18 protein-coding genes and 1 pseudogene are annotated in these 18726 nt (G+C 58.3%); 3 read left to right on the top strand and 16 right to left on the bottom strand.

Annotated features, from left to right (window positions below; translation table 11 throughout):
- Window positions 1-10 precede the first annotated feature (10 nt).
- Entirely contained in the window at window positions 11-763 is a 753-nt protein-coding gene (locus tag QC816_RS04810; protein ID WP_085918792.1) for a sigma-E factor negative regulatory protein, read from the bottom strand.
- A gap of 191 nt (window positions 764-954) precedes the next feature.
- Entirely contained in the window at window positions 955-1554 is a 600-nt protein-coding gene (rpoE, locus tag QC816_RS04805; RefSeq protein WP_309781232.1) for an RNA polymerase sigma factor RpoE, read from the bottom strand.
- Between the two features lie 326 nt (window positions 1555-1880).
- Here rpoE and QC816_RS04800 point away from each other — a divergent pair, with 326 nt between their 5' ends.
- Window positions 1881-2957: a 3-deoxy-7-phosphoheptulonate synthase gene (locus tag QC816_RS04800; RefSeq protein ID WP_085918793.1), complete on the top strand. Its 1077-nt coding sequence runs from the start codon at window positions 1881-1883 to the stop codon at window positions 2955-2957.
- A 42-nt stretch (window positions 2958-2999) separates the two neighbouring features.
- Here QC816_RS04800 and dinG read toward each other — a convergent pair whose 3' ends face one another.
- Both dinG and rhlB read right to left on the bottom strand, forming a co-directional pair.
- A complete protein-coding gene (gene dinG, locus QC816_RS04795) occupies window positions 3000-5129 on the bottom strand; it encodes an ATP-dependent DNA helicase DinG (RefSeq protein ID WP_309781229.1) in 2130 nt (709 codons plus the stop codon).
- A 5-nt stretch (window positions 5130-5134) separates the two neighbouring features.
- Window positions 5135-6409 (bottom strand): ATP-dependent RNA helicase RhlB, encoded by a 1275-nt coding sequence (gene rhlB, locus QC816_RS04790; protein WP_085918795.1) that lies wholly within the window; start codon window positions 6407-6409, stop codon window positions 5135-5137.
- A 145-nt stretch (window positions 6410-6554) separates the two neighbouring features.
- On the opposite strand from rhlB, the gene QC816_RS04785 reads away from it, so the two are divergent.
- Both QC816_RS04785 and xthA read left to right on the top strand, forming a co-directional pair.
- Window positions 6555-6803 carry a hypothetical protein gene (locus QC816_RS04785; RefSeq protein WP_085918796.1) on the top strand — a complete coding sequence of 83 codons (249 nt, stop codon included), beginning with the start codon at window positions 6555-6557 and terminating at the stop codon, window positions 6801-6803.
- Window positions 6803-7636 carry an exodeoxyribonuclease III gene (gene xthA, locus QC816_RS04780; protein WP_309781227.1) on the top strand — a complete coding sequence of 278 codons (834 nt, stop codon included), beginning with the start codon at window positions 6803-6805 and terminating at the stop codon, window positions 7634-7636. Before QC816_RS04785 ends, xthA begins: the two co-directional genes overlap by 1 nt.
- A 15-nt stretch (window positions 7637-7651) precedes the next feature.
- Here the strand turns inward: xthA and QC816_RS04775 are convergent, their stop codons facing one another.
- The 12 genes and pseudogenes from QC816_RS04775 to QC816_RS04720 form a co-directional block, all read right to left on the bottom strand.
- The gene (locus QC816_RS04775) at window positions 7652-8752 is read right to left on the bottom strand and encodes a tetratricopeptide repeat protein (RefSeq protein ID WP_254902913.1); all 1101 of its coding nucleotides are present in this window, start codon (window positions 8750-8752) and stop codon (window positions 7652-7654) included.
- A 15-nt stretch (window positions 8753-8767) separates the two neighbouring features.
- Window positions 8768-9532, bottom strand: coding sequence for an energy transducer TonB (locus tag QC816_RS04770; RefSeq protein WP_085918799.1), 765 nt, complete (start codon window positions 9530-9532; stop codon window positions 8768-8770).
- Entirely contained in the window at window positions 9529-9936 is a 408-nt protein-coding gene (locus QC816_RS04765; protein WP_085918800.1) for an ExbD/TolR family protein, read from the bottom strand. The genes QC816_RS04770 and QC816_RS04765 overlap by 4 nt, the downstream gene beginning before the upstream one ends.
- On the bottom strand, window positions 9929-10471 hold the full coding sequence (locus QC816_RS04760; RefSeq protein ID WP_085918801.1) for a MotA/TolQ/ExbB proton channel family protein: 543 nt from the start codon (window positions 10469-10471) through the stop codon (window positions 9929-9931). Before QC816_RS04760 ends, QC816_RS04765 begins: the two co-directional genes overlap by 8 nt.
- Before the next feature lies 1 nt (window position 10472).
- The gene (locus QC816_RS04755) at window positions 10473-11834 is read right to left on the bottom strand and encodes a MotA/TolQ/ExbB proton channel family protein (protein ID WP_309781223.1); all 1362 of its coding nucleotides are present in this window, start codon (window positions 11832-11834) and stop codon (window positions 10473-10475) included.
- Window positions 11831-12616 carry a DUF3450 domain-containing protein gene (locus QC816_RS04750; protein ID WP_309781221.1) on the bottom strand — a complete coding sequence of 262 codons (786 nt, stop codon included), beginning with the start codon at window positions 12614-12616 and terminating at the stop codon, window positions 11831-11833. Before QC816_RS04750 ends, QC816_RS04755 begins: the two co-directional genes overlap by 4 nt.
- Window positions 12617-12840: 224 nt before the next feature.
- A pseudogene (gene nrdF / locus QC816_RS04745) lies at window positions 12841-13815 on the bottom strand (class 1b ribonucleoside-diphosphate reductase subunit beta); the annotation flags it as partial.
- Between the two features lie 27 nt (window positions 13816-13842).
- Entirely contained in the window at window positions 13843-16023 is a 2181-nt protein-coding gene (gene nrdE, locus QC816_RS04740; protein ID WP_479694315.1) for a class 1b ribonucleoside-diphosphate reductase subunit alpha, read from the bottom strand.
- Window positions 16005-16439 carry a class Ib ribonucleoside-diphosphate reductase assembly flavoprotein NrdI gene (gene nrdI, locus QC816_RS04735; RefSeq protein ID WP_254902915.1) on the bottom strand — a complete coding sequence of 145 codons (435 nt, stop codon included), beginning with the start codon at window positions 16437-16439 and terminating at the stop codon, window positions 16005-16007. The genes nrdE and nrdI overlap by 19 nt, the downstream gene beginning before the upstream one ends.
- A 7-nt stretch (window positions 16440-16446) precedes the next feature.
- Window positions 16447-16668, bottom strand: coding sequence for a glutaredoxin-like protein NrdH (gene nrdH / locus QC816_RS04730; protein WP_066320999.1), 222 nt, complete (start codon window positions 16666-16668; stop codon window positions 16447-16449).
- Between the two features lie 253 nt (window positions 16669-16921).
- Window positions 16922-17533, bottom strand: coding sequence for a superoxide dismutase (locus QC816_RS04725; protein WP_085918820.1), 612 nt, complete (start codon window positions 17531-17533; stop codon window positions 16922-16924).
- Window positions 17534-17747: 214 nt separating this feature from the next.
- Entirely contained in the window at window positions 17748-18674 is a 927-nt protein-coding gene (locus QC816_RS04720) for an electron transfer flavoprotein subunit alpha/FixB family protein (RefSeq protein ID WP_199283446.1), read from the bottom strand.
- Window positions 18675-18726: the final 52 nt, after the last annotated feature.

Below are 18726 nucleotides of genomic sequence, written 5' to 3'. Positions count from 1 at the left end.
GTTTTGTTGATCAGCGTTGGCCCAAGGGCTCTGTCACTCCTGCGGACCGCATCAACGTCGACCCTTGATCGGCTTGATATCCTGCTGCGCCTTGGGTCTGTTGCTCAAGATAAGACTGCAGCATGCGCAGTTGTTCAATGTCGATATTCGTCCCTTGCTGGGCTGAGACAGCCTGCTGGGAACTAGGCCCCACGAAGCCACCTTCACTGACATTCATCAGGCCGCTGCCCGAGGCTTGCGCGTTCATACGAAAAGGGGTCTGCTCGAACATGGGCATTTCGTTTTGCCCAGCGCCCGCTGCCTGGCCACCGGAGACAGCCGGTGTGGCGGCAAGATTGACCGGCTGCACCTGGTTAGAGGCAGGCGTCGTAGTGGTTGCTACCCCTTCATTACCACCCTGCTCGACAGTTCCGGCATTGTTGCCGAAAAACTGAACGCCGGTAATCACCATCAGCGAAACTGCCGCTGCCACGCCGGCACCACGTGCGAAAGACACGCTTCCAGCACTACGGCTTACCATCGAGTCGTCTTCCGACGCGGGTGTGGGTTCACTCTGCAAATGAGCCATTACGCCAGCGGAAAGATCAACACTCACATCCACGTCCCGTTCGCGCCGCATCATGCTGCGTGCCAAATGATAGCGTCGCCACGTATCGGCGGCATCATCATCGTTCGGTAGTGCCTTCAACACTCGGCGCAGTTCAAGCTCATCACTTTCGCTATCCATCAATGCCGAAAGTGATTCCCGTGTGTTTTGACTCATACTTCACACCCTCACACTGTTGAGAAGAAGCGCTGATGCCATCGTAATAGGTTGCTTTTACGCTGATTCACCGGCTGCTTCGCTGTCGCTTCCCATTGGGGAATGTAATGGCTTTGACGATGATGACACCAAACAGTTCACGGTGATCAGTCATTTTTCGCCATTCACGTTTAATCTACCCACATTGACCATTAATCATCGCGACTGTTCCGTGCCGTGGACATCAGGGGGCGAATATGTTCGTCAACGGCCTCGCGAGCACGAAAAATGCGCGAACGCACCGTACCCACCGGACACTGCATCACCTGTGCAATATCTTCATACGCCAGCCCGTCAAGTTCACGCAGCGTAATCGCGGTGCGCAAATCATCCGGCAGCTTTTCGATCGCCTCATAAACGGCGGCTTCCAGCTGGTCACGTGCAATCGACGCTTCGGGAGACTCGGCATCAGCCAGGCGACCGCTTTGGTCGACGATTTCGGCATCGGATATATCCAGATCGCTGCCGGGTGGACGCCGCCCGCGGGATACCAGGTGATTTTTGGCAGTATTGATCGCAATGCGATACATCCAGGTATAAAAGGCACTTTCCGAGCGAAACTTTCCCAGCGCTCGATAGGCCTTGATAAAAGCCTCTTGAGCGACGTCGTGAACTTCGGCATGGTCATGGACATAGCGCCCAATCAGGCCAATAATTTTATGCTGGTATTTCTTTACCAGCAGATCAAATGCACGTGTATCGCCTTTTTGGGCACGTTCTACAAGCTGTTGATCAGTTTCATGAGTGCCCATTCACACGCTCCCCCCACCCGGACGGTGACCGCCGAGCGCAACTCTTCCTTTAAACCCGATACATTGGGTGTTGACAGCAAGCAACATAACGTTCCTTGGGCATTGGTTAATCATTCGAATGACATGAATTGGCACTGTAACGTGATCGCCTTTTGATAGCTAAGTGTTACGCGTTCTGCACGGCGCATCAAGCGTTTACCCCTTGAACAAAACCCAGCGGCTGACTTCAATTTACCTCGCCAAGTTCCGCAACAATTGATTTTTACTGCGCTGACAAGCGATAGTAGGCGGCATGAATCGACCATCACGCATGCACAGGTAGCACAATGTCAGATCAGCAGGTCAATAATCTTAACGTCCTTGCCCAGGATGTACTTACCACCCCCGAAACCCTCAAGCAGGATGTGCCGCTTACCGACGCTGCCGAGCGCACCGTGATCGAGGGTCGCCATACCATCCAGCGTATTCTGGAAGGCAGCGATCCACGCTTGCTGATGGTAGTGGGCCCTTGCTCTATTCACGATGTCGATGCCGCTCTGGATTATGCCAAGCGCCTTCGTAAACTGGCGGATGAGGTCAGCGACAGTCTGTATATCGTGATGCGGGTGTATTTTGAAAAGCCCCGCACGACCGTCGGCTGGAAAGGCCTGATCAACGACCCGCACATCAACGACTCGTTTGAAATCGACGAAGGCCTGCATATCGCCCGCAAGCTGCTGGTCGACCTTGCCGAGATCGGCTTGCCACTGGCTACCGAAGCTCTCGACCCGATCTCCCCCCAGTATCTGCAGGACTGCATCAGCTGGTCAGCTATCGGCGCACGCACCACCGAATCGCAAACCCACCGCGAGATGGCCTCGGGCTTGTCTTCACCTGTCGGTTTCAAGAACGGCACCGATGGCAGCCTGGATGTGGCGATCAATGCGCTGCAATCCGTTGCCAGCCCACACAATTTTCTGGGTATCAACCAGTCGGGGCAAGTCGCCATCATCCGCACCCGCGGTAACGGCTATGGCCACGTGGTACTGCGCGGCGGCAACGGCAAGCCCAACTACGATAGCGTGAGCGTTGCCCTGGCCGAGAAAGAGCTGAAAAAAGCCAACCTTTCCGCCAATATCATGATCGACTGCTCCCACGCCAACTCGAACAAGGACGCGGCACTTCAGCCCCTGGTTCTCGAAAACGTGACCAATCAGATATTGGAGGGCAATACGTCCATCATCGGTTTGATGGTGGAATCCAATATTGGCTGGGGCAATCAAAAAGTTCCGGCCGATCTGAAAGACCTTCAATACGGCGTTTCGATTACCGATGCCTGTATCGACTGGCAGACGACCGTTGACGCCTTTACCCAGATGAACGACAAGCTGGCACCGGTTCTGACCAAGCGCCGCCCGTCGTAACCCTACCTGTCGCCCACCGCGTTGAGTGCGGTGGGCGTCATGTCACGAAGCGATTTCACGCCTGAAGGGTGGTAGCGCATCCAGCAACGCCTGACCGTAGCGTCGCGTGATGACGCGCTTATCCAGCAGGGTGATCGTGCCTTTATCGCTTTCCTTGCGGATCAGCCGACCGCAGGCTTGTACCAGCTTGATCGATGCATCCGGCACGCTAATGCGCATGAACGGGTTGCCGCCCTGGCTTTCAATCCATTCGGCAAGCGTCGCCCCCACGGGATCATCCGGCACCGCAAAGGGTAACCGTGTGATGACCACATGGGTCAGGTAATCACCGGGTAGGTCGATACCCTCGGCAAAGCTGGCCAGACCAAAAATAATACTGCCCTTGCCGCTATCCACCGCCGTGCGATGACGCTCAATCAGTTCCCGCTTGGGCAATGCATCCTGAGCCAGTACGCGCTCCCTGACGGCCTCACTCAGCGCTTTCTCGACCCCTCTCAGCTGCGCCCTGGATGAGAACAGCACCAGCGCCGCCTCGCGATCCGCCAGTTGGGTCACAAAGTCGACGATCGCCTTTTCGTGGGCGTCACGGTCACTCGGGTCCGTCGCTTCCTTGGGCACACTCAGCACGGCATTGGCGTAATCAAACGGACTGGGCAGTGCCTGATAGCGGTAGCGATTGGCAAGCCCTGCCCGTTCCTGGAGCCGCTCGAAGCGACCCAGCGCCGTCAAGGTTGCCGAGGTGACAACAGCGCCATGACAGCGCCCCCAAAGGTGCTTGGCCAATGTGTGTGCGGCGGATACCGGGCTTGCCGAAAATTCGATTTCCGGCTCGCCAGCCACCCGGCTCAAGGTGATCCAGCGAGCGCTCGGCGGCGCATTGGCCGCGTCACGGTCGCTGAACGCTTGCCACAGTGAGTGGGCATCTAGCGCCCGTCCGTGAAGCAGCGCCACCAGTGGCAGCCAGGTTTCCGCCTGTTCGCGGTCCAGGCCTGTCTGCTTGTCTGGATCGAGGCTTTCGCGCAGTACATCGCTGATGCTTTCAAGGCTGCGCGACAAGGTAGCAAACAGGGTCAACAACTGCTCGGCCTGCTCGCGCAGCGCATCAGGAATCTCGCCTTTCTCAAACCGCGACTGCAGCGTGCTTTCTTCGTCCGACAGACCATTCGCGCGCCCGGCGAGCTGGTGGCCTGTGCTGAACACATCGCCCAACGCCGGTTCCAGCGTATGAATAAGTTCGGGCAAACCGGCAAGCAACCGGGCAACCGTCGGCTGGACAGCAAGCCCTTGATTCAGATCCGTCAAGCTGCTCTTGAGGGTTTTCAGCCAGCGCAGGCAACCATTGACGGCAAAGCGGTGGGCAAAATGCGACAGCGCCTTGTCAGGCAGATGGTGGCCTTCATCAAACACGAAAATACAGTCGGCGGGATCCGGCAGGATAGCCCCGCCACCCAGCGCCAAGTCCGCCAACACCAGATCGTGGTTGGCCACGATGACATCGGCGTTTTCCAGTTCCCGGCGGGAGCGAAAAAACGCGCAGGCACCAAAATGGCCGCAGCGGCGTCCGGTACACTGGCGATGATCGACGGTCAATCGACGCCAGTGGGCATCGTCAATCGCATGCGGCCAGTTATCACGATCGCCCTCCCACTCACCCTGCCCGTAGGCCTCGGCCATATCGCTGGCAATCACGCCAAGGTCACTGCTCTGCGCATGTTGCGACTGCTCGAACAGCGAAAGCGTGGGGTTTGGCTCCGCGCCTTCCAGCGCCTGATCCAGTCGCGCGACGCAGACATAACGCCCACGCCCCTTGGCCAACGCATAACGAAACGCCAGACCGCTGTGGCTGGCCAGGGATGGCAGGTCGTGGTTGAGCACCTGCTCCTGGAGCGCCACGGTGGCGGTGGAGATGATCAACCGCTTGCCACGTGCCTTGGCGATGGGCAGCGCGGCTATCAGGTAGGCCAGGGTTTTGCCCGTTCCAGTACCCGCCTCCAGCACACAAACGTGGTTATCACTTTTGCGCTTGCCTTCGTCGTCGCTCTCGATGCCACCCAGCGTGCGGGCAATTTCAGCGATCATCAGCCGCTGCCCGTAGCGCGGGGTCAAATCAAGGTTTTCCACCACGCGACGGTAGGCGTCCTGAATCTCGCTTTTAAGGGCAGTATCCAGCATGCGGCTTAGAGCATACCTTCCGGCGGATGTTCGCAGGGCAGCTTGTCGTTGATATAGCGCTCGATCTCAGGCAGAGAAAAAGCATCTTCTTCACCGACAAAACTGATGGAGACGCCTTTTGCGCCTGCCCGGCCGGTCCGCCCGATACGGTGAACGTAATCTTCCGGGTCTTCCGGCAGCGTGTAGTTGATCACGTGACTGACGTCTTCGATATGAATGCCGCGCCCTGCCACATCGGTGGCCACCAGCACCTGGATTTCGCCTTCGCGGAAGCTTTCCAGGGTCTTGATACGTTGGTTTTGCGGCACATCGCCCGACAGCATGGCGGCACTGACACCGGCTTTCTTGAGCAGACTGTCGAGTTGGCGCACCAGGTCACGGCGATTGCCGAACACCATCACCCGCTCGAAGCTTTCCTGCTCCAAGAGCTTGACCAGCAGACGCTGCTTGTCATCGTCAGAGACCAGATAGACCCGCTGGTCGATGTCGGCCTGATTCTCGACGGTCACTTCGATCTCAACGTGGGCTGGGTTCAGCGTCCATTGACTGGCCAGATTGAGAATATCGTCGGTGAAGGTGGCCGAGAACAGAAAGGTCTGGCGCTCTTCTTTCTTGGGCGTGTAGCGAATGATTCGCTTCACATCGGGAATGAAGCCCATCGACAGCATGCGGTCGGCCTCATCCAGCACCAGCACCTCGACCTCGGAAAGATCGATATCGCGCTTCTCGTGAAAATCGAGCAGACGGCCAGGCGTGGCGACAAGAAGGTCGATCTTTTTGCCAAGGCTGTCGCGTTGCTTCTGATAATCCATCCCGCCCACAACACTTGCCACATTCAGCTTGGTAAAGCGGGCAAGGGCCTTGGCGTCTTTCTCGATCTGCAGTGCCAGTTCACGGGTGGGGGCGATAATCAGCGCACGCGGCGCGCCGGGCTTCTGCCCATCCGGTGTTGGCTCCTCGAGAAAATAGGCCAGCGCCGACATCAAGAAGGCAGCGGTTTTTCCGGTACCGGTCTGTGCCTTGCCGACAATATCGCCGCCGAGCAGCGTATGGCGCAGTGCCTCTGCCTGAATGGGCGTGCAGTACTCAAACCCTTGAGCATGAATCGCGCGCATTAACGGCAGCGGCAGATCGAAGTCATGAAAGCGCCATTTGCCGGCCACGGCAGGCACCTGAAACTGACGGAGATCCCAATTCGACTGACGACGACGCGGCTTCCGACGACGACGTTTAGGTTTGCGATTCTGGGCCGATGCTGTGGTCTGTTCCGACTCGCTCATAGGCTATCTATCTGTCCATTGCTGTGGATATTAGTCATCTTGACGCGCGCATTGTAACAGGGCTTGGCGATAAGAGCGCGCCCTGCTGTCGAAGGAGGTTGCTAGGCTGTTAGAATAGGCCCATTACCGAACCAAGGAGCGCGATATGACGCGTAAGAAAAAGACCCGTTCGCTGGCGGATAAAGTAACCATCAAAACCGGTCGGCGTAAAGATTATAAAAAGTGGCGTCATGATAACCCTGACCAGGTGACATCATCACGCCGTTTTGTGGCAAAAAAACAGCAGCAACGCAAACTTCAGGCAGTGCGCAAGCTGGCCCGCCAGCAGAGTGGGCAACATATCGCCATTCACCCTGACAAGGATACGGATAACCCGCCGGGAGATCGTTCGTGATGCGCCTTGTTTCTTTCAACATCAATGGCATTCGCGCGCGACTTCATCAACTGCAGGCATTGATCGATTCGCAAAAGCCCGACGTGATCGGCCTTCAAGAAACTAAGGTGCAGGATAGCGAGTTCCCGCTTGCCGATGTAGAGGCCATGGGCTATCACGTTTTCTACTATGGCCAAAAAGGTCACTACGGCGTTGCAATGCTGTGCCGTCACAAGCCACAAGCCGTCTTTTACGGCTTCCCTGACGACGAGGAAGACGCTCAGCGGCGGATGATCGGCGTCAAACTCCTCGCCGACGACGGCCAGCCCGTCACCGTGTGGAACGGCTATTTCCCCCAGGGGGAAAATATCGACCACCCCACCAAGTTCCCGTACAAGACCCGCTTTTACCAACAGCTGGCGCGCCTGCTTGATGAGCAGCACCAACCCGAGGAGCGCGTGGCGGTAATGGGGGACTTTAACATTTCGCCCGAGGACCAGGATATCGGCATCGGCGAAGCCAATCGCAAACGCTGGCTGCGCGAAGGCAAAACCAGCTTTCAGCCCATCGAGCGTGAATGGCTGGAAGGCATCAAGGGGTGGGGCTTGAGCGACAGCTACCGGCTTTGCCACCCAACCGATGCTGAGTGGTTCAGCTGGTTTGATTATCGCTCCAAGGGGTTTGATCGTGAACCCAAGCGCGGGCTGCGCATCGACTATATTCTGGTTACCCAACCGCTGGCCGAGCGTATCAGCGACGCAGGGATCGACTATGCGCTGCGCGGTATGCAGCGGCCCTCCGATCACGCGCCAACCTGGAGCGATTTTTCGCTTACCCTGGCACCGGCGGAATAACCGCGGCGGCCAGCTTTATAGTGAATGGGGCGGCGACTGCTCAAGCGTCGCCAGCCACTCACCCGCTTGGTCATCGCCCAGCGACTGGGCACGCGACAGCGCCTTCTCGGCACGTTCATCCTGCCCCCAGGCAAAAGCGAGCTGACCATACTGACGCCAGTCGCTGCCCTCTTTGCTCAGTGTCGCTAACGCCTGCCAGGCATCAAGCGCCTGAGTCCTATCGCGGGCTTGATGCCATGCGTTCGCCAACAGGCGGAGCGAGGTCTCATCCCGTACGATGTCGCCCGATTCAAGCCATGTCTCAAGATACTCGGCGGCCCGGGCGGGCGTTCCCCCCGCCATGTGCAGGTTTATCAATTGCCAGCGGTCACCGTCTTCATCCAGCCTGCCCAGCTTCCAGGCGGTATCCCACAGCGCCGCGGCGATACCCGGCTGACCGGACTGCTGAGCGAGCCCGGCGGCTTCGCGCCAGTGAGCCCCATCACTGCCTTCATCAAGCCCGCCCAGCAACAGGTCAAGCGCCTGATCGGTTTGCTGGGTGCGCTGATAGACAACCAGCGCCAACCTGCGCTGGGTAGCATCAGGCTCAGCGGTTTGGTTCAGGCTACGTTCAAGCCATTCCCCCGCTTCCTGCCAACGCTGGTCGTCGGCGAGCCAACGGGTCAGTTTCCAGTAATCCTCGGCAGGGGCAGCGGCGTCCTGGGACTCGAGCCACTCGGCAAGTAAGTCGCTGGCCTGCGTCGTTTGCCCCGCCGCGTGGCGCAACGACACTTCTTCGCGCAGCCAGCGGGCCACCTGGGCTTGCTCGCCCGCGGCCAGTTCACGCGCTTGCGCCAATCGATTGGCGGCATCACCCGGCTGGCCCTGGTGCGCCAGTGCGTTAGCGGCAAGCTGCTGATACAGCGCGCTGGCCCAGCGGTCAGCCGCGTTACCCGTTTGCAGGCGGGTTGCTTGCTGGGTGGCCCGGGAGACCACGCTGGCGTATTGCGCTTCGCGTAGTTGCGTTTGCAAGCGGTTCAGGTCGCCAATGATATCGCCGGGAAGCGCCGGGCTGGCGTTGGCAAACGATGCCCACAAGCCGATTAAACAGATGCACCCCCATACACGCATGGTCATACCTCAATAAAGTCGTTAGCGCAGCTGAAACTCGATCCGCTGGGTCGCGTTGCGCAACCGATCGCTAGGCTCGAACTGCCACTGCGCAATCGCGTCGCGGGCCGCATCGTCAAACACCCGGCGTGGCTGGGCATCCGTAATGCGAATCGAAGAGCCATCAACGCTGCCGTCGCGACGAATGGTAAACGATACCTCAACAAACCCCTCCATGCCGCGACGCTGAGCGCGAGCAGGGTACGTCGGATTGACCCGGCTGGTCGGCGCGGCCTGACCGACATTGACCGGTTCATCCGACACTTCCTGCGGCGCTTCTGGCGCTGCCTCGCGCTCGGCATCGGAAGGCTCGGTTTCACTTGGCTGAGCAACGGGGTCGGGCTGCGGCGTTGGTTCAGGGGCCGGTTCCGGTTCTGGAGGCGGCTCGGGTTCCGGCTCGGGCGTCGCCTCGGTCAATTCCGGCAATTCACTCTCCATCTCCACCGGCTCGTCGGGCGGCTCGGGTAGATCAATCTCCGGCAAGGCAATGGTACTGTCGGACACCGGGGGCGGCTCGGGGGTCGGCATCGGCTGCGGCAGAGGCAGAGGCGTGGGTGCCTGTTCGGTTTCCGGGGGAGGCGCCTCTTCCTGCGGGGCGACGTCGGGTGCCTCCACCATGTTCATCGAGACCGTCTGCTCTGGTGGTTCCACCTGTTCATCCGGCGGCGCGACCAGCAATGCCAACAGCCAAAACAGCCCAATCGCCAAGATCCCACCACTCACCATGGATAATGCCTGGCGTATCATTGGCCGCTCCGGTTAGCCGCCACCGCCACCTGGTCCACGCCGGCCTGTTCAAGACGGTCCATCACTTCAATCAGCAGCCCGGTCGTCGACTCGCGATCCGCCTGGATGACGACCGAGCCATCCTCGCTGATCATCCCGGCGACTTCTTCGCCCACCCGGTGGGCGTCGATCGCGCGACCATCCACCCATACCGCCCCTTCGGGCGAAAGCGCAACCAATACCTGGGCATCGGGCCTGGGGCTTGCGTCACTCGACTCCGGTCGGTTGATTTCAATCCCGCTTTCCTTGATAAAACTGGTTGTGACGATAAAGAAAATCAGCATGATGAACACCACGTCCAGCATCGGCGTGAGGTTCACCTCGGTATTTTCGTCAGCGCTGCCCATCGAACGTCGTCTACGCATCATTTTCCTCCACTGCCCGCGCCATCCGGTCGTGCAACCGCTGATCCTCGCGCCGAATGATGTGTTCCAGGCGACTGATGAATAAAAGCCCGACCACGGCAATTGCCATGCCGGTCAACGTTGGCAACGTTGCCCTTGCCACGCCATCGGCCATTGCCCGGGCCTGGTGTGTATCACTCAGCGATAGACTGTCGAAGACGCCGATCATGCCCGTCACGGTACCCAGCAAGCCAAACAGCGGGCATAACGCCACCAGCAGCTTCAACCAGGGCAGCGGACGGCGCAGACGGATCACAAGGTCCTCCGTCCAGACGTTGCGCAGCGTGCGAGCACTCCAGCTATGATGGTCATCTCGCCTGGCCCAGCGATTGACAAGCTGGCGGCGCGCTCGCCGCCAGGTCATGCGGTAGAACCAGAAGCGCTCAATGGCCATGCCAAATACCAGCAACGCCACAACGGCCAGTACGACCAGCACCAAGCCACCCGCACTCATGAGCCGTTCGACGGGTTCGAGCCAAAGGGGAACGGTCACCATATCATCTCACCGACGCGTCTTGGGAAGGCTGCTGCGCTTCCAGATGGTCGGCCAGCGCGGCACTTGCCCGACCTTCAATGACATGAGTGAGGTGGCGACTGCGGCTTGACAGCGCCGTCTGCGCGAACAGCAGCGGCACGGCGGTAATCAGGCCAAGGACGGTCGTCACCAGCGCCTGGCTGATCCCACCCGCCATTAGCTGTGGGTCGCCGGTGCCAAACACCGTGATCGCCTGGAAGGTCACGATCATGCCGGTGACCGTGCCCAACAGCCCCAGCAAGGGCGCGATGGCCGCCAGCAGCTTGACAATCGGCTGCCCCCGTTCCAGACGGGGCAGCTCGGCGAGCACTGCCTCATCCAGGCGTGCTTCCAGTGCTTCCGGCGTCTGATGCTTATCCATTCCTTCAAAGCGCAGCAGCACACGCCCAAGCGGATTATGATCCGTGAGTTGATCGGGGCTTTTGAGCTGGCGGTTCACCCGCTGGCTGGTAGCCAGCAGATACAGGTATTGCAGCAAAGCGACCAGTAGACCGACGCCCCCCAAGGCAACGACCACATAGCCGACGTACCCGCCTTGATGGAACCGCTCCATCAGAGTAGGACGCTGCGCCAGGGCATCGATCACGCTACCTCGGGTTGGGTCCATGGCCATCACGCGCGTATCGCCCTGATGATAAGCGGCCAGATAATCAGCTATTTCCGCTGGAGTACGTGGCAGCACCGTCAGATGCCCATCATCGTCCTGGCGCAGTAAATCGGTGCTGGTAAACGCTGCAAAATCCCCCAGCCGCACGACGGCCTGAGGCGCAATTTCGCCATTGGCATCGGCCACGGGACGTTCAAGCCGCTCCGCATTGCCGGTGTTGCGCGTCAACGTGGCGAGCCTGTCGACCACGTCTTCCAGCACCTCCTGCTCGAGTACGTTGACGTCACTCAGCCGTGGCGGCAACGCTTCTTCGTTCAGGGTCAGCCAGCTATCCTCGCCCAGTGCGTTACGCACCTCGTTACTATGCTGGTTGAGCGCATCCAGCAGATTGCTCAGCGCTTCGCCCTGCTCTGACTGACGCGCCGCCAGGCGCTCCGCCTCGGCCGACTGAGCGGCGTCCTGTGCCTGCAAGGCATCGTGACGCGACTGGGCGGCTTGCTGGCGATCCCGCGCCTGCTCCAGCGCCTCCTCAAGCGCCGCCTGGTCGTCCAGCAGCTTGATCAAGCGCTGCTGGTCACGAATTTCAGCGGCCTCGCGGGCCTCACGCAGCGAAGTTGTATCCTGCGACTGCGCGTTCGCCAACGGGCTCAAGCTGGTCAGCCCCATCAGCAGCGCTACCATCACATAACGATGGCACTTCTTGAGATCGCGTATCATGGCTGCTCTCCCTGATCGGCCGAGACGGTGATGGAGAGCGGCAGCGTCAGGATATCCGGCGCCCGCTGGTCTTCCGCTATCCGCAGCCCGTCACGCACCGCCTGAAGGTGTTCGGCACTCAACGACTGCCACTCGCCGGCCTCGGCATTCCATACGCCGCCCTCGCGGCCATCGGGTGTCAGGTAATAAAAACCGATACGCCCGATGCGCAGGAAATCCACTTCCAGTTGCTGATCATCGGCCGAGCGCAAACGCCCACGCCAGGTATCCATTTCACGGCCGTAATCCAGCTCCGTGCGCCAGATATCGAGCATGCTTTCAATCTGCTCGGCGGGCTCCGCACCCTCGTCGTTTTTCAAGGTTTCGATGCGGGCCAGCCGCTGCTCTTTAAGAAACGGCAGATCGCGTTCGATCCACTGGGCGAGCTGGGCTTGCATGTTCTGCTCAATGTCCGGCAGCGCGGCGCGCGTATCGGCCAGGGTATCCAGCGCGGAAGCTAGGCGGGCCTGCCGCTCGGCTTCCTCGGCCAAGCGGCCCGCTAACGAGGCGTTCTGGGATTCAAGCTGGCGAGTATCGCGCTCAAGCTCGCGCAGCTCTTGCAGCGCGGCCCGGGTCTGTTCATCGGCGCTATCTATCTGCTGTTGAAGCTCGGCTTGAAGCTGCTGGGCATCAATACCTTGACTGGCCTGCTCGAGCGTCTCGTCACTTGCCATTAGCGAACTGCTGGCCAGCATGCACGCTAGCCAGCAGCCCTGCATGGCAAAGAAAGGCTTATTCAGCACATCGACTCTCCGTCACTGATCACTGGCAGTCACCCTGCCGCTATAGAGAACACATCAAATATAAGAACGAGTTGCGTTTCATATCGAGTGCCCATAGCCTACCCACTTATAAAATAAATGACAATATTTATCATTAGCGTTCAGCTAACTTTAGCCTGCTACAAAACAAAAAAGGGAGCCGCTGGGGCTCCCGATCTTTATTAGACTGTGTGCTCAATGATTGTCTAGAAAGCCCAATCATCGTCTTCGGTGGCGACGGCCTTACCAATCACATAGGACGACCCTGAGCCGGAAAAGAAGTCGTGGTTCTCATCGGCATTCGGCGATAGCGCCGCCATGATCGTGGGGTCCACATCCGTTTCACTGCTGGGGAAAAGCGGCTCGAAGCCGAGGTTCATCAGCGCCTTGTTGGCGTTGTAGTGAAGGAACTTTTTGACATCTTCGGTCAGGCCAACCTCGTCGTACAGCGACTCGGTGTAGCGGACTTCGTTGTCGTACAGCTCAAGCAGCAGCTCGTACGCGTAGTCCTTGACTTCCTGTTGGCGCTCCGGCGTTGCCTCGGCCAAATCCTGCTGGAACTTGTAGCCGATGTAATAGCCGTGCACCGCTTCGTCGCGGATGATCAGGCGGATCAGGTCCGCCGTGTTGGTCAATTTGGCGTGGCTCGACCAGTACATCGGCAGGTAGAAGCCGGAGTAGAACAGGAACGACTCCAGGAAAACACTGGCCACCTTGCGCATCAGCGGATCGTCTGAGCGATAGCGGCCGAGAATCAGCTCCGACTTGGCCTGCAGCGTCGGATTTTCTTCACTCCAGCGAAAGGCATCGTCGACATCCCGGGTGGTGCACAGCGTCGAGAAAATCGAGCTGTAGGAGCGCGCATGAACCGATTCCATAAAGGCGATATTGGTGTAGACCGCCTCTTCGTGGGGCGTGCGCGCGTCTTCCATGAGTACCGGTGCGCCGACACTGCTCTGTATGGTATCCAGCAGCGTCAAGCCGGTGAACACGCGAATGGTCAGCTGTTTCTCTTTATCCGTCAGCGTATTCCACGACTGGATATCGTTGGACAGCGGGACTTTTTCCGGCAGCCAGAAGTTACTGGTCAAACGGTTCCACACTTCGAGATCTTTATCGTCTTGCAGACGGTTCCAGTTAATCGCATCGACCCGCGATAAACGTTGCATCATGTTCATATCGTCAGTCTCTTGAAAGTCGTCGGACGCTTAAAGCGTGCAGGATACGCAGCCTTCAACCTCTGTACCTTCCAGCGCACTCTGGCGCAGGCGGATGTAATAGAGGGTCTTGATGCCCTTCCGCCAGGCGTAAATCTGCGCCTTGTTGATATCACGCGTGGTGGCGGTATCCGGGAAGAACAGGGTCAGCGACAGGCCCTGGTCGACGTGCTTGGACGCCTCGGCGTAGGTGTCGATAATCTTTTCAGGACCAATCTCGTAGGCGTCCTGGAAGTAATCAAAGTTGGCTTCGTTGAGGAACGGTGCCGGGTAGTAAACCCGCCCCAGCTTGCCTTCCTTGCGGATCTCGATCTTGGCCGCGACCGGGTGAATGCTCGACGTCGAGTGATTAATGTAGGAAATCGAGCCCGTGGGCGGAACGGCCTGCAGGTTGCGGTTATACAGCCCGTGCGCCATGACGCTGGCTTTCAGCTCTTGCCAGTCCTGCTGGGTCGGCAAGGCGATACCGCTGCGCTCGAAAAGCCCACGCACTTTTTCGGTCCGCGGCTCCCAGACGTGTTCGGTGTACTGATCGAAGAACTCACCCGACGCGTAGGTAGAGTCGGCAAAACCGGCGAAGGTATCGCCGTGCTCGATTGCCAGACGATTTGACGCCCGCAGCGCGTGAAAGGCGATGCAGTAGAAATACAGATTGGTAAAGTCCAGGCCTTCATCCGAGCCGTAATAGATATGCTCGCGGGCCAGGAAGCCATGCAGGTTCATCTGCCCAAGACCGATCGCCCGGGACTTGGCATTACCTTCCGCGATGGAGGGAACGCTGCTCAGGTTGCTCATTTCCGACACGGCCGTCAGACCGCGAATGGCCACCTCGACGCTGGTGCCGATATCGCCCGAGTCCATCACCTTGGCGATGTTCATCGACCCCAGGTTGCAGGAGATATCCTGGCCGATATGCCGATAGCCGAGATCTTCGTCATAATCCGTCGGCGTGTTCACCTGAAGGATTTCCGAGCACAGGTTGCTCATGTTGATCCGGCCCGCGATGGGGTTGGCGCGGTTTACCGTATCTTCGAACATGATGTACGGGTAGCCGGACTCGAACTGCAGTTCGGCCAGGGTCTGGAAAAATGCCCGTGCGTTGATCTTCTGCTTGCGGATACGCGCGTCCGCCACCATTTCGTGATACTTCTCGGTCACGCTGATATCACCGAAGGGCACGCCGTAGACCCGCTCTACGTCATAGGGCGAGAACAGGTACATATCTTCGTTGCGCTTGGCGAGTTCGAAGGTGATATCGGGAATCGTCACCCCTAGCGAGAGCGTTTTAATGCGGATTTTTTCATCGGCATTTTCACGCTTGGTATCCAGGAAGCGCAGGATATCGGGATGGTGAGCGTTCAGGTACACAGCACCGGCCCCCTGACGCGCGCCGAGCTGGTTGGCGTAGGAAAACGCATCCTCCAGCAGCTTCATGATCGGGATAATCCCCGACGACTGGTTTTCAATGCGCTTGATGGGGGCGCCTGACTCACGAATATTGCTGAGCAGGAAGGCAACGCCACCGCCACGCTTGGAAAGCTGCAGCGCCGAATTGATCGAGCGGCCGATCGACTCCATGTTGTCTTCGATGCGCAGCAAAAAGCACGACACCAGTTCACCGCGCTGCTGCTTACCGCAGTTCAGGAAGGTGGGGGTCGCCGGCTGGAAACGGCCGCTGATAATTTCATCGACCAGCGACTTGGCCAGGGTTTCATCCCCACGCGCCAGGGCAAGCGCGACCATGCAAACGCGGTCTTCGTAGCGTTCAAGGTAACGCTTGCCATCAAAGGTCTTCAGCGTATAGCTGGTGTAATACTTGAAGGCGCCAAGGAAGCTTGGAAAACGAAACTTGTAGGCATACGCCTGCTCGAACAGTGCCTTGACGAAAGAAAAGTCATACTGCGCCAGCGTGCCCGCTTCGTAGTACTGCTCTTCCACCAGATAATCGAGCTTCTCTTCGAGGGAATGGAAGAACACGGTGTTCTGATTGACATGCTGCAAGAAGTACTGACGCGCGGCTTCGCGGTCTTTATCCAACTGCAGTTCGCCGTTGGCGCCGTAAAGATTCAGCATGGCGTTCAGCGCATGGTAATCCATGGTGCGACCGTCGCTTGCCGCCGCAGGCCTTTGCGTTTCAGTGACGTTTTTTGAGGCTAGCGTTGTCGTTTCCAAAACTCTTCTACTCCTTCACGGACCTTGGCGACGTCTTCGTCGGTGCCAAACAGTTCGAATCGATAAAGCAACGGTACCTGGCATTTTTCCGCAATGATGCGGCCCGCCAAGCCATACGCGTCGCCAAAGTTGGTGTTACCCGCGGCAATCACCCCGCGTATCAGGTGGCGATTGTGCTCGTCATTCAGGAACCGGATCACTTGACCCGGCACCGCGCCCTTCGCCTGGCCGCCACCATAGGTGGGCGTTACCAAAATGTAAGGCTGATCCACCTGGGGTACCGGCGCTTCCCGATTAAGCGGCAAGCGCTGTGCAACCAAACCTGTTTTTTCAATGAAACGGTGGGTATTACCTGATTTGGTGGAAAAGTACACCAGATTGCCGACCATGGAGGGCGTGCGTCCATCTGTCAGCATGGGTAACTTACGCCAGGGCTTGGATGCGGTCTGGACGGAAGCCTGACCAATGGTCTTCACCGGCAACGACGACCGGCAACTGACGATAGCCCAGCGCTTCAACTTCTTCCTGGGCACCCGATTCGGCGGTGATGTCGATCACGGTATAAGGAAGTCCCTGCTTGTCCAGCGCGCGATAGGTAGCGGTGCACTGAACACAGGCTGGCTTGCTATAAATTTGAATTTCCATGGTCATTTCCCTTTTCATAGCGGCATTTTTCGGGTAGGGCATATCTTGTGCCCGCCCCCTATAGAAGCTACAACGCATACTATATATAGACCATCAGAAAATCAATTCAAGCATATGTGGTATTTTTCATCCACAGGATATTGACAGCTATTGCCCATTACTATTCACGACAGCAAAAAAAACCGCCTCCGATTAAGGAGGCGGTTTTTAAGCAGACACCATCAGATGGCGTCATACGTAGCGCGGCTAGGGGTTAGGCGGTGGCCGCTTGGTAGCGACGTTCGACGTCTTCCCAGTTCACTACGTTAAAGAAAGCGGCGACATAGTCAGGGCGCTTGTTCTGGTACTTGAGGTAGTACGCATGCTCCCAGACATCCAGGCCTAACACCGGCGTATTGCCGTGCATCAGCGGGCTGTCCTGGTTCAGTGTGTTTTCAACGACCAGTTTTTTCTCGGGCGTGACGGATAGCCAGGCCCAGCCACTACCGAAACGACCAAGCGCTGCTTTTTTGAACGCTTCCTGGAAAGCCTCAAAACCGCCTAACTCGGCATCGATAGCCTTGGCCACGCCGCCTTGTGGCTGACCGCCGCCATTGGGTGACATCATTTGCCAGAACATGGAGTGGTTGGCGTGACCACCGCCGTTATTGATGACGGGCTGACGCTTGTCTTCCGGAACACGGTCCAGGTTGGACACAAGCTCTTCCACCGGCACGTCCTCAAGCCCGGTGCCTTCCAGCGCAGCATTCAGGTTGGTGACATAGGTGTTGTGGTGACGAGAATGGTGGATCTCCATGGTCATCGCATCAATGTGCGGTTCTAGCGCATCGTACGCGTAGGGTAACTCTGGAAGTGTATGTGCCATATTGATCATCTCCTTTCAGTGGCTTTCTTTGCGTTCAGCAATATCCGGTTTCAATAACTAGGTATGGTCACCTCATTGCTTTTTCAACCGCAAGGGGGCTGATTTCGCTTTTGCCCCAGCATTTTAGTCAACTAATGAGAGTTTATCTAACCCAGCTCATATAAAAAAGCCGACTTCACATGAAGTCGGCTTTTAATTTCGAGATTTCAGATGGTTACAGCTTACCTTCCAGCTCTGGGAGGATCTCGAACAGATCGCCCACCAGGCCATAATCGGCAACCTGGAAGATCGGCGCTTCGTCGTCCTTGTTGATCGCGACAATCACCTTGGAGTCTTTCATGCCCGCCAGGTGCTGGATGGCACCGGAAATCCCCACCGCGATATACAGCTCCGGGGCAACGATTTTACCGGTCTGACCGACCTGCATGTCGTTGGGAACAAAGCCGGCATCAACCGCGGCGCGGGAGGCACCAATCGCCGCCCCAAGCTTGTCGGCAATGCCATCGAGCAGCTTGAAGTTCTCACCGTTGCCCATGCCGCGACCACCGGAGATGACCACCTTGGCGCCACCCAGCTCCGGGCGGTCCGACTCGGCCAGTTCCTGCTTGACGAAACTGGACTGGGCGTTGTCAACCACGGTATCAACGGCTTCAATGGTGGCGCTGCCACCATCGCCCACGGCATCAAAGCCGGTGGTACGCACGGTGATGACTTTCAGCGCGTCGTCGCTTTTGACCGTCGCAATGGCGTTGCCGGCGTAAATCGGGCGCTTGAAGGTATCGGCGCTATCCACGGCAAGCACATCGGAAAGCTGGCTGACATCTTTCAAGGCCGCCAGACGCGGCAGTACGTTCTTGCCAGTGGTGGAGGCGCTGGCCAGCACGTGGGTATAGCCATCGGCCAGTTCGACCAGCAGCGCGCCCATGGGCTCGGCGAGCTGGTGGGCGTAAACGGCGTTATCCGCAACGCGTACTTTACTCACGCCATCAAGTTTGGCCGCCGCCTCGGCCGCAGCCTGAACGCCTTCACCGGCCACCAGAACGTCGATATCGCCGCCAATGGCTTTAGCCGCGGCCACGACGTGGGCCGTGGCGCCCGCCAGTTGGCCTTCATGCAGGTCGGCAAGTACCAAAATGCTCATAAAATCAGCTCCTTTCAAAGCGCTTGTCTCGAAGAACTTGTCTCAAAGTACG

Origin of the sequence: Vreelandella janggokensis, from assembly GCF_031451615.1 — a bacterium.
In the GTDB taxonomy this organism is placed as follows: Bacteria; Pseudomonadota; Gammaproteobacteria; order Pseudomonadales; family Halomonadaceae; genus Vreelandella; species Vreelandella janggokensis.
This window is presented reverse-complemented; position numbering and strand designations above follow the sequence as displayed.

What these genes read in the sequence shown, in the direction of transcription:
- nrdH (WP_066320999.1), bottom strand. Translation starts at nt 16,668, where the DNA reads ATGGAAATTCAAATTTATAGCAAGCCAGCCTGTGTTCAGTGCACCGCT.
- QC816_RS04800 (WP_085918793.1), top strand. Translation starts at nt 1,881, where the DNA reads ATGTCAGATCAGCAGGTCAATAATCTTAACGTCCTTGCCCAGGATGTA.
- QC816_RS04770 (WP_085918799.1), bottom strand. Translation starts at nt 9,532, where the DNA reads ATGATACGCCAGGCATTATCCATGGTGAGTGGTGGGATCTTGGCGATT.
- QC816_RS04725 (WP_085918820.1), bottom strand. Translation starts at nt 17,533, where the DNA reads ATGGCACATACACTTCCAGAGTTACCCTACGCGTACGATGCGCTAGAA.
- QC816_RS04755 (WP_309781223.1), bottom strand. Translation starts at nt 11,834, where the DNA reads ATGATACGCGATCTCAAGAAGTGCCATCGTTATGTGATGGTAGCGCTG.
- rhlB (WP_085918795.1), bottom strand. Translation starts at nt 6,409, where the DNA reads ATGAGCGAGTCGGAACAGACCACAGCATCGGCCCAGAATCGCAAACCT.
- nrdI (WP_254902915.1), bottom strand. Translation starts at nt 16,439, where the DNA reads ATGCTGACAGATGGACGCACGCCCTCCATGGTCGGCAATCTGGTGTAC.
- xthA (WP_309781227.1), top strand. Translation starts at nt 6,803, where the DNA reads ATGCGCCTTGTTTCTTTCAACATCAATGGCATTCGCGCGCGACTTCAT.
- QC816_RS04775 (WP_254902913.1), bottom strand. Translation starts at nt 8,752, where the DNA reads ATGACCATGCGTGTATGGGGGTGCATCTGTTTAATCGGCTTGTGGGCA.
- QC816_RS04760 (WP_085918801.1), bottom strand. Translation starts at nt 10,471, where the DNA reads ATGGTGACCGTTCCCCTTTGGCTCGAACCCGTCGAACGGCTCATGAGT.
- dinG (WP_309781229.1), bottom strand. Translation starts at nt 5,129, where the DNA reads ATGCTGGATACTGCCCTTAAAAGCGAGATTCAGGACGCCTACCGTCGC.
- QC816_RS04720 (WP_199283446.1), bottom strand. Translation starts at nt 18,674, where the DNA reads ATGAGCATTTTGGTACTTGCCGACCTGCATGAAGGCCAACTGGCGGGC.
- rpoE (WP_309781232.1), bottom strand. Translation starts at nt 1,554, where the DNA reads ATGGGCACTCATGAAACTGATCAACAGCTTGTAGAACGTGCCCAAAAA.
- QC816_RS04810 (WP_085918792.1), bottom strand. Translation starts at nt 763, where the DNA reads ATGAGTCAAAACACACGGGAATCACTTTCGGCATTGATGGATAGCGAA.
- QC816_RS04785 (WP_085918796.1), top strand. Translation starts at nt 6,555, where the DNA reads ATGACGCGTAAGAAAAAGACCCGTTCGCTGGCGGATAAAGTAACCATC.
- QC816_RS04765 (WP_085918800.1), bottom strand. Translation starts at nt 9,936, where the DNA reads ATGCGTAGACGACGTTCGATGGGCAGCGCTGACGAAAATACCGAGGTG.